This window comes from Streptomyces sp. NPDC001513, from assembly GCF_042894695.1.
Taxonomy (GTDB): domain Bacteria; phylum Actinomycetota; class Actinomycetes; order Streptomycetales; family Streptomycetaceae; genus Streptomyces.
In genome coordinates this window covers 1-12,303 of the sequence record NZ_JBIAVU010000001.1, presented here as the reverse complement: position 1 = coordinate 12,303, position 12,303 = coordinate 1, and the positions used below count along the sequence as shown (strand labels likewise).

The following is a 12,303-nucleotide window of genomic DNA, read 5'->3' as shown; positions in this document are numbered from 1 at the left end:
GTTCCGTTTCATTCATGATGGCAGAACCGGGAGCGTTTGACCACGTCGCTGTCCGTGAGGGCACCGAACGAAAGGCACTTCCATGTCCGAATCGAAGACCGCGAACGCGCAGAACACCGTGGGTGCGCCCACCACCGTGATTTCCGCGAAGCCGGTCGTCCTGCCCGTTCCCGGCCGCGGCGAGGACCTTCAGGTCCGCGTCTCCGCCCCCGCGACAGGCGGCGATCTGCCGATCATCGTCTTCTCGCACGGCCACGGCTCGTCGATGAACGGCTATGCCCCACTGGCGGACTTCTGGGCTGCCCACGGCTTCGTGGTCCTCCAGCCCACCCACCTCGACTCCCGGACGCTCGGCCTCTCCGCCGAGGACCCCCGCACGGCACGGATCTGGCGCATCCGCGTCGACGACCTGGGACGCGTACTGGACGGACTCGACACCCTCGAAGCCTCCCTGCCCGGTCTCGCCGGGCGCCTCGACCGCGACCGCATCGCCGTCGCCGGCCACTCGTGGGGCGCCCAGACGGCGAGCACACTGCTGGGCGCGCGCGTCTTCGACTCCGACGGCGTCCCCGGCGAGGACATGTCCGACCCCCGCATATCGGCGGGCGTGCTGCTCGCCGTCCCGGGGCTGGGCGACGACCTGACCCCGTTCGCCGTCGAGCACCTCCCCTTCATGAGGCCGTCCTTCGGCACCCTGACCACACCGGCCCTCATCGTCGCCGGCGACCACGACGACTCCGCCCTGTCCACGCGCGGACCGGACTGGTTCACCGAGGCCTACACCCACAGCCCGGGAGGCAAGGGCCTGCTCACGCTGTTCGGCGCCGAGCACTCGCTCGGCGGCATCCCCGGATACGAGGCGGCCGAGACCACCGACGAGAGCCCGGCACGCGTCGCTCTGATCCAACGACTCACCACGGCCTTCCTGCGCAGCGCCCTCCACCCCGAGGACACTGCCTGGAAGGCGGCGGCGACCGCGATGGCGGAAGCCCCCGACCCGCTGGGGGAACTGCACACCAAGTAGGCGGCCCGGCCCACCTCCAGGACCGCCGGAAGAAGGGAGAGACGATCGTGCACCTGGCGGGGCCCATCCCCGGCCCCTCCGTCCCCGGCGCTCGGCAGTAGGGTTGCCCGGGTGGATACTCCTTCGCTCCCGCGTTCCTTCCGGCTGCTCGTGACAGGCGGGGGGACCGGCGGTCACACCTATCCGGCCCTGACGGCGGTCCGTACCCTGCAGGGCCGCCTCGCGGCGACGGGCGGCACGCTGGACGTCCTGTGGATCGGTACCGCGGACGGCCTCGAGGCGCGGGTCGCCCCGGCGGAGGGGATCGCGTTCAGGACGGTGGCGACGGGGAAGATCCGCCGCTCGTCGAATCCCCTCAAGATGCTGTCCGCCGCGAACGTGAAGGACATGGCGCGCGTGCCGCTCGGTGTGGCGCAGGCGCGGTCGATCGTGTCCGAGTTCGAGCCGGATGTCGTGCTCGCGACGGGCGGGTACGTCGCGGTGCCGGCCGGGCTGGCCGCGCGGCTGTGCAGGCGTCCGCTGGTCCTGCACGAGCAGACGGTCCGGCTGGGGCTGGCCAACCGGAAGCTGGCGAGTTCTGCGACGCGGATCGCCGTGTCCTCCGACTCGTCGCTGGCCTTGCTGCCCGCCGAGGTACGGGACCGGGCGGTCGTCACGGGGAACCCGGTGCGGCCGGAGGTGCTGACCGGCCACCCGGACAAGGCGGTTCAGGCGCTGGCCCTGTACGGGTTCGACCGGCGGCTGCCGACCGTGTACGTCACCGGCGGCGCGCAGGGCGCGCAGCAGATCAACGGAGTCGTCCGGGATGTGCTGCCCTGGCTGCTGAGCCACGCGAACGTGATCCACCAGTGCGGCCCGGCGAACGTGAACGAACTCCGCGACGCCGCCGCCGGCCTGGACCCCGTCCTCGCCGGGCGGTATCACCTGACCGGTTTCGTCGGGCCGGAGCTGCCCGATGTGCTCGCGCTGGCCGATGTGGTGCTGTCGCGCAGCGGGGCCGGGACGATGGCGGAGCTGACCGCGCTCGGGAAGCCGGCCGTGTTCGTGCCGCTCGCCACGTCGGCGGGGAACGAGCAGGCGCACAACGCCCGGCACCTGGCCGACGCGGGAGCGGCCGTCGCCCTGCTCGGCGATGTCACGCCCCAGGCCCTCGGCGATGCGCTCGGCCCGCTTCTGACCGATCCCGGCCGGCGGACTGCGATGGCGGAGCGGGCGAGGGCGTACGGGCGGCCGGACGCCGCGGACCGTCTCGTGGACGTCATCCTGTCCGCGGCGACCGGCGCGCCTCGGGGCTGACGTCCGCCGCAGGTCTCCCGGGTCCGCCGCTTCATCGGGTGGCCACCGGAGGGTGTGTCGGTTGCGGCGGGCAGAACCGGTCCCATGAGCCTCCACTACGAAGTCGTCTTCGCCTGCTTCCTCCGGGATGACACGCCCGACCTGGTGGTGGCGCTGCGATGGCACCTCGGCCTGGCCGTCGAGTGGCCGGCGGAGCTCGACCCGGAGGAGGACGCGTATCCGGTGCTGTCCCTGGACCCGGACAGCCGCCTGCCGGGAGGGGATCGGGCGTCCCTGCGACGCCACTCCCGCGGCTTCTCGGCGGCCGGTTCACCTTCCGGGACGGCGAGTTCGAGCCGCTGAAACCCGCGGGCTAACGTCCGCCGGGGGCGGTCAGTGTGTGGAGTCGGGCGCGTACGGCGGTCAGTCGGATGCGCAGTCGCTGCGCTGGCGTGGGCGGCAGGCTGCGGGAGCTGCCGCGCGCGTAGTACCGCTCCACGTAGTACTGGCCACCGCTCAGCACGGTCGTGACGGCGATGTACCAGAGGGTGGCGACCATCAGCAGCGGGATCACCTGGTAGTTCTGGTTGTAGACCAGCTGAACCGAGTACAGCAGGTCGTGGACGGCCAGCACGCTGACGATGCTGGTGCCCTTGAGCGTGCCGATCAACATGTTCCCGGCGGTCGGCACGATCGACCGCATCGCCTGGGGAACGACGATCCGGCGCAGGGTGCGGCGCCTGCTCAGGCCGAGCGCCTGCGCGGCCTCGGTCTGGCCGGAATCCACCGAGAGGATGCCGCCGCGCACCACCTCGGCGGCGTACGCGGACTCGTGCAGGGTCAGGCCGATGACGGCGGTGAGGGTCGGCCCGAGCAGGTTCACCGTCTTGATGGTGAAGAGCTGGGGGCCGTACGGGATGCCCAGGCCGAGGGTGGGGTACAGGGCGCCGATGTTGAACCAGAACAGCAGCTGCACCAGCAGGGGCGTGGACCGGAAGACCCACACGTAGCCCCAACTCAGCGTTCGCAGGACCGGGTTGGCGGAGAGGCGCATGACCGCCAGCACGGTGCCGAACAGGAAGCCGAGCACCATCACCGCGCCGGTCAGCCACAGGGTGAGCAGGAGCCCGTCGAGCACGGCGGTGGTGGTGAAGTACTGCCCCACCACGTCCCATTGGAAGGCCTCGTTACGGACGACGGAGACCAGCACCATCGCGAATACCAGCAGGGCGGCGACAGCGGAGAGCCGCAGGCAGATGCGCCGGCGCGGCACGATCGGCGGCAGTTCGGTCCCGGGGATGCTGTGCGCCCGCGAGTGCTCCGCCGGGCGGGCGTCCGCCCTGGCGGGAGCGGTGGGAGTGGCGGGAGCGGTGGGGGCAACGGTGGTGTCGGATGCGTCGGAGACGTCGGGCGGGGTGGGCATGGGGAGGCTCTCCAAGGGAGGGGCGCGGGCGTGGACGACCACCCGGCGGCACGGCGCGCGGCAGCCCGGCGCGGGCTCCGTACGCATGCGCTGCTGCCGGGAACGGGTACTCATGTCGTCACGCTCGCCGCGTCCCTCAACGCGGCGGAGGGGCTTCCGTGTGGGGGAGCCGCTCCGTCGTCGATCGTATGTGCCCATGGCCCCGCCGTGTCAACCACGTCAGACCCGGCCGGCCGGGTCTGACGGGTCGGCAGGAGCCGTCCGTCATCTGGGCCGTTGCTTGACGAAGAGCCGCATGTACTGCTCAAGTAGTCGTATGAATGCCCATCAGCGCCTGGTCTCGCGCGACTACATCGACTTCGGTCGGGTGTGGTCCGCGGCATGTTGCGCCTGATGCGGCAGTGGGCTGTCTGATCGGCCCTTCCCTCCCTCGGTGACCCCGTCGCGGGCCGAGATCTCCCTTGGCGTGCGCTGCCGCCACCCCGATTCTCCCGACGCCCCGCGTCGTCACGCCCGTACCACCCGTGTGTGAGTTCGTGACGTTCCGATGTCCTGATTCCTGGCTTCCGGCATCTGGTTTCTGGTTTCCGATGTTCGGACGGTCCGTCAATTTTCTTTGCAGCAGCGGCTGTTCCGTCATGCCCGCATGCGCATTTCCCGTCAGCGCTTCCGAAAGGCCATCCCATGCCCGTGGAATTCCTCGGCATCGCCGCGACCAACGACGGCTCCGAAACCACCGCGCGATCCGGCGCCGCCTTCGACAAGGACTACACGCTCCGGCTCGCCCGGGCGCACGAGGACCACGGCTGGGACCGCGTGCTCTTCGCCTACGGCTCCGGATCCCCGGACCCCGCGCCGGCGGCCGCGTACATCGCGAGCCGGCTGGACCACCTCCGGATCCTGCTCGCCCACCGGCCCAACGTCTCGTACCCCACCTACGCCGCCAAGACCTTCGCCACCCTGGACCAGATCAGCGACGGCCGCCTGACCGTCCACTTCATCACCGGCGGCAACGACCACGAGCAGGGCCGTGAGGGGGACACCCTCACCAAGGACGAGCGCTACGCCCGCACCCGCGAGTACATCCGGATCGTCAAGAAGATCTGGACCACCCACGAGCCCTTCGACCACGAGGGCGAGCACTACCGCTTCCACGACTTCGTCAGCGACGTCTTCCCCGTCCAGCAGCCGCGACCGAACGTCTCGTTCGGCGGCTCCTCGCCCGCCGCGTACGCCGCCGGCGGCGCGGAGGCCGACGTGTACTGCCTGTGGGGTGAGCCGCTCGCGAAGACCGCCGAGCAGATCGAGGCCGTGAAGGCCGCCGCGAAGGCAGCCGGACGCACCGACGTGCCCCGCATCCAGGTCGCGTTCCGCCCGATCATCGCCCCGACCGAGGAACTGGCCTGGGAGAAGGCCCACCGCACGGTGGGCGCCATCAAGCAGCGGCGGCAGGCAGGCCTCGTACGGCACCACCGCAACGGAGTCCTGGAGGCCGCGGCGCCCCAGAACACCGGCTCACAGCGGCTGATCGCCATAGCCGAGGCAGGGGAGCGCTACGACCGGGCGCTGTGGACCCCGACCGCCGCCGCCACGGGCGGCGCGGGCAACTCCAACGCCCTGGTCGGCACGCCGGAGACGGTCGCCCAGGCACTGCTGGACTACTACGACCTCGGCGTCGACATCCTCTCGGCCCGCGGCTACGACCTGCTGGGCGACGCCGTCGACTTCGGCCGGCACGTGATCCCGCTCGTCCGCGAGGAGGTCGCGAAGCGCGAAGCCGAACGCGAAGCCGAGCGCGACGCCGCGCACCCGGCCCACGACCCCCACCAGCCCCTCGCGGCGGCGCGCGGGTGACCTCCGCAGCACGCACGCCCCGCCCCGGCACGCACGCCCCATCCCGGCGCCCCGCCCCGCCCCGGCACCACGCCCCGCAACCGAAAGGCCTTCCCGCTGTGAACCTCCCCGGGAACGGGACCCGCACCCGTCTGCGCACCGCCGCAGCCCTCACCCTCCTGCCCCTCCTGGCACTGACCGCCTGCGGCTCCGGTGGCGGCGCGGCCCCGGCCGTGGCGGGTGCCCAGGTGACCTCCGCACCCGCCGACGACCCCGTCGCCGACGTGCGGACCGTGGACTCGATCGCCGCCCTGCTGCCCGCCGAGGTCCGCAAGGCGGGCACCCTCCGGGTCGGCAGCTCGGTCGGAGCCCCTCCCGCGGCGTTCTACCCGAACGGACAGGACAAGCCGCCCGCCGGCCAGGACATCGACATCGCCGACGCGGTGGCCAAGGTCCTCGGCGTGAAGCTGGAGCGCCAGGACGCCTCCTTCGAGACGATCCTGCCCGCGCTCGGCAGCGGCAAGTACGACTTCGGAACGGGCAACTTCGGCGTCACCACCGAACGCCTGAAGACCATCGACTTCGTCACCTACATCAACGACGGGCAGGGGTTCGCCGTCAAGACGGGCAACACCACCCTCACCACGCAGGTCTCGGACCTCACCCAGCTGTGCGGACTGACCATCGGCACCGGCGCGGGCACGACGTTCGAGAAGACCCTCACCGCGCAGAAGGGCGTCTGCGCCGCGGCCGGCAAGAAGCCGTACGAGGTCAAGGTCTTCTCCGAGACCGGGGCCGTCACCACCGCCCTCCAGCAGGGCCGGATCGACGTCGTCATGTCGACGATCAACGGCCTGCGCCACCAGGCGGCACAGCCCGCCGCCCAGACCGCGTTCCTCGGCGAATACCACCGCCTCGACGTCGGATTCGCCTTCAAGAAGGGATCCCCGCTCACCCCCGCCCTCCAGGCGGCCGTCAACGAGCTGATCAAGAACGGTACTTACGCGCGGATCCTGAAGAAATGGGGCACCACCGCCTCCGCGATCGACACGTCGCAGATCAACCCGGCCGAGCACACGTGAAGGGAGAACCCGTGAGCGACGTCATGGTCGACGTGCGCGGCGTCCACAAGAGCTTCGGGACGCTGGAGGTGCTGCGTGGCGTCGACCTGACGGTCCACGCAGGTGAAGTCACCGTGATCCTCGGCCCCTCCGGCTCGGGGAAGTCCACGCTCCTGCGCACCATCAACCACTTGGAGAAGGTCAACCGCGGCTGGATCAGTGTGGACGGCGATCTCATCGGCTACCGCAGCTCACGAGGCAAGCTGTACGAGCTGAAGGAGAAGGAGGTCCTGAGGCAGCGCACCCGCATCGGGTTCGTCTTCCAGAACTTCAACCTCTTCCCGCACCTGACCGTGCTGGACAACCTCGTCGAGGCCCCGCTCTCCGCGCTGCGCCGCCCACGGCAGGAGGCGGAGGCGACGGCCCGCCGACTGCTGGACCGCGTCGGCCTCTCCGACAAGGCCGACGCCTATCCGCTGCAACTGTCCGGCGGGCAGCAACAGCGCGTGGCCATCGCCCGCGCGCTCGCCCTCGAACCCAAGGTACTGCTCTTCGACGAGCCGACCTCGGCGCTCGACCCGGAGCTGGTCGGCGAGGTCCTGGACGTCATCAAGGACCTCGCCCGCGCCGGCACCACCATGATCGTCGTGACGCACGAGATCGGCTTTGCCCGGGAGGTCGCCGACACCGTCGTGTTCATGGACGCCGGAGCCGTCGTCGAACAGGGGCCGCCCGCGGCCGTCCTGGACGACCCGCGGCACGCCCGTACCCGCGCCTTCCTCTCCAAGGTCCTCTGACCCGGATCAGGACCTGCCCCGGGTCAGGACCTGCCCCGGCCGCTTCGGCCGAGCCGCCAGGACAGGTGGGCTCCGAGCAGTTCGGCACGCTCTTCGGGTGCGGTGTCACGCAGGACCATACGCAGCGTCAGAAGATCGCGCAGACCGCGGAAGAGGTCGGCCCGCGGGTGCTGCCGGCCTCGGACAAGGCGGCCCAGCAGTGCGAGGACCACGGGTGCGCCGACAGCGGCGGCCAGCACGTGGTCGTGATCGATGATGCTCATGGCAGTTCTCCTCGGGATCGTGGCCGATCGGATCCGGGAAAGGTCCGGCCGTGCCTGTCGGACCATGGGAGCCTTTGCCACGGGTGTTCATCCGCGGGCGTGAACAAGGGTGAACGGGAAGAATCCGTGGGGGAGCGATGGCCGACGGGGAAGTACTGGCTCCGCAACAGGCACTGGCACGTCTCGGCACCTTGCTCAGGGACGCCCGGCAGGCCCGCAAGTGGGCGCTCAGGGAACTGGCGTCGCGGGCGGAGATCGCCGTGGGAACGATCAGCCAGGCCGAGCAGGGAAAGACCACGCCGAACTTCGTCACCCTTGACGCACTCCTCACCGCTCTGGGCATCGAGGGAGAGGAGCGCGCGGAGCTGGAGGGCCTGCGGGACCGGGCCGAACCCCGCACCCGCCCCGTCCGGGCCCGGGCGGAGACGCAGAACCGCCTGCTCCACGACTACGTCGCCGCGGCCCGGGAAGTCGCGCGACACCACCCCCACCCCTTCTTCCTGCCCGGCGCCGCACCGTCTCTGACCGACGTCCACTGGGCTCAGCAGGCAGTCCCGGTGGATCCGAACAGCCCCGATGACGGGAACCCGGCAGCACTGCTCGGTGGCGGGCAGAGACCGCTGCCCACCACTGAGGCCCTGGCCGAGCAGCAGGTGTGCGTGATCACCGCTGGGCCGGGGGGCGGGAAATCCAGTCTGCTGCGCATCTGGCTGGACCAAGGCCTCAACCGCTGGGCCGATGCCCAAGCGACGGAAATGCCCGTCCTGGTACCGGCGGAGTCCCTGGTCAAGCACACGTTCGGCAAGGCTCTCGCCACGGCCGTGAACGAGCACCTCAGGCCGCACGGCCTTCTGGACGACGTCCCCGCGGAGCTCTTCACCCGCCCGCCGCGGGCCGGGGCGCGCTGGCTCGTACTGGTCGACGGATTGGACGAGGTCACCAGCGCGACAGCACGCCGCGACATCGTGGGCGCCCTGGCCGCTCTGACCAAGAGCCACAACGCCCACCTGTTCCGCTTCGTCATCGCCGCCCGCCCGCTGGCCACCCACGAGTTCCGGGCTCTCGGCCCGGATGTGGCCTGGTACCGCCTGTTGCCCTTCAGCCCCGAGGACGTCGAGCAGGTGGCCTGCCGCTGGTTCGGCGCCCTCGGGCTGCCCGAGCCAGAGCTGGCAGCCGAGCGCTTCACGCGGGATCCGGCGTTCCGGCGGATCGCCGACCTCGCCCGCACGCCCCTGATGGCCGCGATGCTCTGTCAGCTCCACGCCGACTCACCCGAAAGGGAGTTGCCCACCAGTCGCGGCCAGATCTATCGGCAGTTCACCGAGCGGCTGCACGAGCGCCAGTGCGCCGCCGCGTCACCGGACACCCGTCTCCGTCACGCCGGCCTGGAGCGGCACGGACCCGCCGTCCTCGACCGAGCCGAGCACACCCTGGAGAGGCTTCCCGAGCTCATCGGCCTGCTCGCCGCCGAACGCCGACGGGACGAGACGGTGTCGGCGGTCAGCCTCCTGGAGTCACAGCCCGCCGCCCGACGCCCCGCCACGGTGCCCTCGGGCGAATGGCGAGCGTTCCTGGAGGCGAGCCTGCTGCGCAGCGGACTGTTGACCCTCAGGGCGGGCAGGATCGTCTTCCTCCACCAGACGCTGCTCGAATACTGCGCCGCCCGCCACGCGAGCCCGCAGGCCCGCACGGCGGAACTGGCCCGCCTGCTGGCGAAGGGCTGGTCCCGGCACTGGGTGTTGCCTCAGATGGATGTCAGCAGCCGATTGCTGGGGCTCCGGTACTGGAACCCACCGGGCCGGGAGGAGGAGTCCTACTTCGGCTTCCTTCTCGACGACGGTGAGCACGACGCCACCGCGGTGATCAAAGAGCTGGAGCGCCTCGCGAACCGGGGCGGACTGGTGGGATGCGAATTCCTGGCCGATCAGCACGCTTTGGGTACGCAGCTGCCGGCATCGGTCATCCGCGCCGTGACCGACACCCTGCTGAGGCTGTGCCGGATCGGCCGTTTCGAGCTCTGGCGGGCCAAGGTGGCGCGAAGCCGGCGGATCGACGACGACTCGGATCCCGACATCGAGCGCATGTTCGCCCGAATCCTGTCCAGCTTCGCGATCGACGACCGGGTGCAGGCCGCCACTACGCTGCTGCTCTTGAGGGACAGGCGCGGCCTGGAGATTCTGACCGAACTGGCCCGCTCGCCCTACCTCTCCGGCGTGTGCGGGCCGGCGGTCGCCGCACGGCTGGCCGCGGCCGGTGACAAGAACGGGGGCGAGATCCTGGCCGCTCAGGCCGAGGACACCGGCCTGGAGGCGGGGAAGCGGCTCAAGGCCGCCGGATTCCTCGCGGAACTGGGCGACGACCGCGGGGTGGAACTGCTCACCCGGCTCGCCCACGACGCCGACGTGACCCACCGCCAGCGAGCCGAGGCGGCCCTCTGGCTCGCCGATCTCCACCACCACGCCGCCGAGAAGCCGGCCCACCCGAACGCGGACAACCAGCCCGCGGCCCCCCTCGACCCCGTCGGCCAGGACACGCTGGTCGCCTTCGCGTACGACCGTACCTGGCGCGGCTCCTCCCGGCTCAGGGCCGTCCGGCTCCTGGCCGGCGTCGACGACACGCGCGCCCGCGAGGTCTACGCGGAGCTGTCCAACGACGCCACCCTGCGATGGTGGCACCGCCTGCGCGCCCGCCGAGCCGTGGCCGGGCGTGCAAACGACCAGGGCCGACTGGGTGCCATCGGCTAGGCCCTCTCCGGGCTAGGGCCTGTCTTTTGGATCATGCCGGGCCCGCGGCGTCTGGCACCGCACCTCGCTGCGTTCTCGTCGGTCGTCGATGCTCCGCATGGACTCCCTCCTCGGCCTTGCGATGCACGGCACCAGACGCCGCGGGCTGATCCGGCCTGATCCAAAAGACAGGCCCTAGGTGTCCAGGGAGGTCTTCCGCTGCCGGTTGAGGGGAAGTCTGCCGAGTACGACCGCCATGCCGCAGGTGTTGGTGAGGGCCGAGAAGACCAGGCCGGCCGCGATCCCCGCGGACAGCAGCTGGAAGGCCGGGTGGACGAGGAGGCCGAGGGCCAGGCCGAGGAGTACGACGGATCCCGCGGTGAAGCGGACTTGGCGCTCCATGGCCCAGACGTTCCGCGGACGGCCTTCCGGGTACTGGAGCCGGTGGCCCTCGGCCGCCCAGGCGGTGGTGCCGCCGGTGAGGGTCGAGGCGTCGATGCCGTGGGAGGCCAGGGTGGCGACGGCGTTCTCCGACCGGGCGCCGGAGGCGCACACCACCAGCAGGGGCTTGTGTTCGGCGGCGTTCCGGAGATCCGTCAGCGCCCGCCCGATGCGGTCGAGGGGGATGTTGAGGGCGTCCGGCAGGTGGCCGGACGCGAACTCGCCCGGGGTGCGGACGTCGACGACGGTCAGTTCGTGGTGGCGGGGGAACGCCTCGGTCACACTCAGGGCTGCGGAAACACTCATGGCGGATCGTGGTCCTTGGCAGAGGGGACGGTGGTGTCAGCCCGGCGGCCGCGGGCTGTCCGCGGCCACGCGGAAGCCGATGTTGCCGGTGGAGCTGTCGGGTGTGTTGGAGCTGCGGGCCGCGACGCGGTAGCGGTTGCAGTACGAGTCGTGGCAGAGGTGGGAGCCGCCGCGCATCACGCGGCCGGCGCCGGGTGCGAACCGGTCGGCGCACCATTCCCATACGTTGCCGACGGTGTTGTAGAGGCCGAAGCCGTTGGGGCGGAAGGACTTCGCCGGCGCCGTGCCCTCGTAGCCGTCCTCCGCGGTGTTGAGGGTGGGGAAGTCGCCCTGCCAGATGTTGCACATGTGCCGGCCGCCGGGGGTGAGGTCGTCGCCCCACGGGTACCGCTTCTGCCGGAGGCCGCCGCGGGCCGCGTACTCCCATTCGGCCTCGGTGGGCAGCCGGGTGTCCGACCAGGCGCAGTACGCCTGGGCGTCGTTCCAGGAGACGTGGACGACGGGGTGGTCGCGGCGCGCGATGACGGACGAGCCGGGCCCCTCGGGGTGACGCCAGCTCGCACCGGGGACGGCCCGCCACCAGGGGACGGCCGCCACGGCGGGGGACACGGCGGCGACCTGATCGGACAGGAAGCCGCCGAAGACGAAGGAGACGCCGAAGTGTTCGGCCTCGGTGACATGGCCGGTGGCTTCGACGAAGGTCGCGAACCGGGCGTTGGTCACCGTCGTCGGCGCGATGCGGAACGGATCGACGCCGACCTCGCGTACCGGCCCTTCGCCGTCGGCCGGGAAGGAGTCCGGGTCGTCGGTGCCCATGAGGAAGCGCCCGCCCGGCAGGTCGATCAGCCGCCCGGCGGCCCGCCCCGCCGCGGCGGCGGCCGTCGGCCGCGGTGCCGGGGAGAGCGCGACGGCGGTGGCGTCACCGGAGCCGGGAGTGCAGCAGGAACTCATGGCGGCTCCGTCGGCGCGGGTGGTGGGGAGCGGCATTCCACACCCCGGCGCACCCAGGAGGGTGACGGGCTCTCGGGGAGCCATGGTCGTCACCTCCTGGGGTTGCCGGGCTACGGGGTTACTTGGCGCCGAGGCCGGCGTCGGAGACCTCGGGCTTGCCTGCGGCCTTGAGGACCTTGTTCAGGAGCGTGAGGTCGTAGATGCCG

At 71.3% G+C, this 12,303-nt stretch carries 11 protein-coding genes; 7 read left to right on the top strand and 4 right to left on the bottom strand.

Features of this window, described 5'->3' with window-relative positions; translation table 11 throughout:
• The first annotated feature begins 82 nt into the window (after window positions 1–82).
• From ACFYZ4_RS00055 to ACFYZ4_RS00045, 3 genes are all read left to right on the top strand, one after another.
• Window positions 83–1,024, top strand: coding sequence for an alpha/beta hydrolase family protein (locus tag ACFYZ4_RS00055; RefSeq protein WP_390782508.1), 942 nt, complete (start codon window positions 83–85; stop codon window positions 1,022–1,024).
• A 111-nt stretch (window positions 1,025–1,135) separates the two neighbouring features.
• On the top strand, window positions 1,136–2,320 hold the full coding sequence (locus ACFYZ4_RS00050) for a UDP-N-acetylglucosamine--N-acetylmuramyl-(pentapeptide) pyrophosphoryl-undecaprenol N-acetylglucosamine transferase (protein WP_351300730.1): 1,185 nt from the start codon (window positions 1,136–1,138) through the stop codon (window positions 2,318–2,320).
• 84 nt (window positions 2,321–2,404) lie between these two features.
• Window positions 2,405–2,662, top strand: a complete 258-nt coding sequence (locus tag ACFYZ4_RS00045; RefSeq protein ID WP_390782507.1) for a hypothetical protein — start codon at window positions 2,405–2,407, stop codon at window positions 2,660–2,662.
• A 10-nt stretch (window positions 2,663–2,672) separates the two neighbouring features.
• On the opposite strand, the gene ACFYZ4_RS00040 is transcribed toward ACFYZ4_RS00045, so the two are convergent.
• Complete coding sequence (locus ACFYZ4_RS00040) at window positions 2,673–3,722, bottom strand: amino acid ABC transporter permease (protein WP_390782891.1); 1,050 nt, start codon at window positions 3,720–3,722, stop codon at window positions 2,673–2,675.
• A 684-nt stretch (window positions 3,723–4,406) separates the two neighbouring features.
• Here ACFYZ4_RS00040 and ACFYZ4_RS00035 point away from each other — a divergent pair.
• From ACFYZ4_RS00035 to ACFYZ4_RS00025, 3 genes are all read left to right on the top strand, one after another.
• The gene (locus tag ACFYZ4_RS00035; RefSeq protein ID WP_390782506.1) at window positions 4,407–5,576 is read left to right on the top strand and encodes an LLM class flavin-dependent oxidoreductase; all 1,170 of its coding nucleotides are present in this window, start codon (window positions 4,407–4,409) and stop codon (window positions 5,574–5,576) included.
• A gap of 98 nt (window positions 5,577–5,674) precedes the next feature.
• A complete protein-coding gene (locus ACFYZ4_RS00030) occupies window positions 5,675–6,637 on the top strand; it encodes an ABC transporter substrate-binding protein (protein ID WP_390782505.1) in 963 nt (320 codons plus the stop codon).
• 23 nt (window positions 6,638–6,660) lie between these two features.
• Window positions 6,661–7,413: an amino acid ABC transporter ATP-binding protein gene (locus ACFYZ4_RS00025; RefSeq protein ID WP_351300762.1), complete on the top strand. Its 753-nt coding sequence runs from the start codon at window positions 6,661–6,663 to the stop codon at window positions 7,411–7,413.
• Between the two features lie 23 nt (window positions 7,414–7,436).
• Here the strand turns inward: ACFYZ4_RS00025 and ACFYZ4_RS00020 are convergent, their stop codons facing one another.
• Window positions 7,437–7,676 (bottom strand): hypothetical protein, encoded by a 240-nt coding sequence (locus ACFYZ4_RS00020; RefSeq protein ID WP_351300718.1) that lies wholly within the window; start codon window positions 7,674–7,676, stop codon window positions 7,437–7,439.
• Between the two features lie 137 nt (window positions 7,677–7,813).
• On the opposite strand from ACFYZ4_RS00020, the gene ACFYZ4_RS00015 reads away from it, so the two are divergent.
• A complete protein-coding gene (locus ACFYZ4_RS00015) occupies window positions 7,814–10,420 on the top strand; it encodes an NACHT domain-containing protein (protein ID WP_390782504.1) in 2,607 nt (868 codons plus the stop codon).
• Window positions 10,421–10,594: 174 nt separating this feature from the next.
• Here ACFYZ4_RS00015 and ACFYZ4_RS00010 read toward each other — a convergent pair whose 3' ends face one another.
• Together ACFYZ4_RS00010 and ACFYZ4_RS00005 are read right to left on the bottom strand one after the other, a co-directional pair.
• Window positions 10,595–11,146, bottom strand: a complete 552-nt coding sequence (locus ACFYZ4_RS00010; RefSeq protein ID WP_390782503.1) for a rhodanese-like domain-containing protein — start codon at window positions 11,144–11,146, stop codon at window positions 10,595–10,597.
• 36 nt (window positions 11,147–11,182) lie between these two features.
• On the bottom strand, window positions 11,183–12,097 hold the full coding sequence (locus ACFYZ4_RS00005) for a formylglycine-generating enzyme family protein (RefSeq protein WP_390782890.1): 915 nt from the start codon (window positions 12,095–12,097) through the stop codon (window positions 11,183–11,185).
• Window positions 12,098–12,303 lie beyond the last annotated feature (206 nt).

Coding starts and splice junctions, on each gene's coding strand:
- ACFYZ4_RS00055 (WP_390782508.1), top strand. CDS start 83: ATGTCCGAATCGAAGACCGCGAACGCGCAGAACACCGTGGGTGCGCCC.
- ACFYZ4_RS00045 (WP_390782507.1), top strand. CDS start 2,405: ATGAGCCTCCACTACGAAGTCGTCTTCGCCTGCTTCCTCCGGGATGAC.
- ACFYZ4_RS00040 (WP_390782891.1), bottom strand. CDS start 3,722: ATGCCCACCCCGCCCGACGTCTCCGACGCATCCGACACCACCGTTGCC.
- ACFYZ4_RS00035 (WP_390782506.1), top strand. CDS start 4,407: ATGCCCGTGGAATTCCTCGGCATCGCCGCGACCAACGACGGCTCCGAA.
- ACFYZ4_RS00025 (WP_351300762.1), top strand. CDS start 6,661: ATGGTCGACGTGCGCGGCGTCCACAAGAGCTTCGGGACGCTGGAGGTG.
- ACFYZ4_RS00020 (WP_351300718.1), bottom strand. CDS start 7,676: ATGAGCATCATCGATCACGACCACGTGCTGGCCGCCGCTGTCGGCGCA.
- ACFYZ4_RS00015 (WP_390782504.1), top strand. CDS start 7,814: ATGGCCGACGGGGAAGTACTGGCTCCGCAACAGGCACTGGCACGTCTC.
- ACFYZ4_RS00010 (WP_390782503.1), bottom strand. CDS start 11,146: ATGAGTGTTTCCGCAGCCCTGAGTGTGACCGAGGCGTTCCCCCGCCAC.
- ACFYZ4_RS00005 (WP_390782890.1), bottom strand. CDS start 12,097: ATGAGTTCCTGCTGCACTCCCGGCTCCGGTGACGCCACCGCCGTCGCG.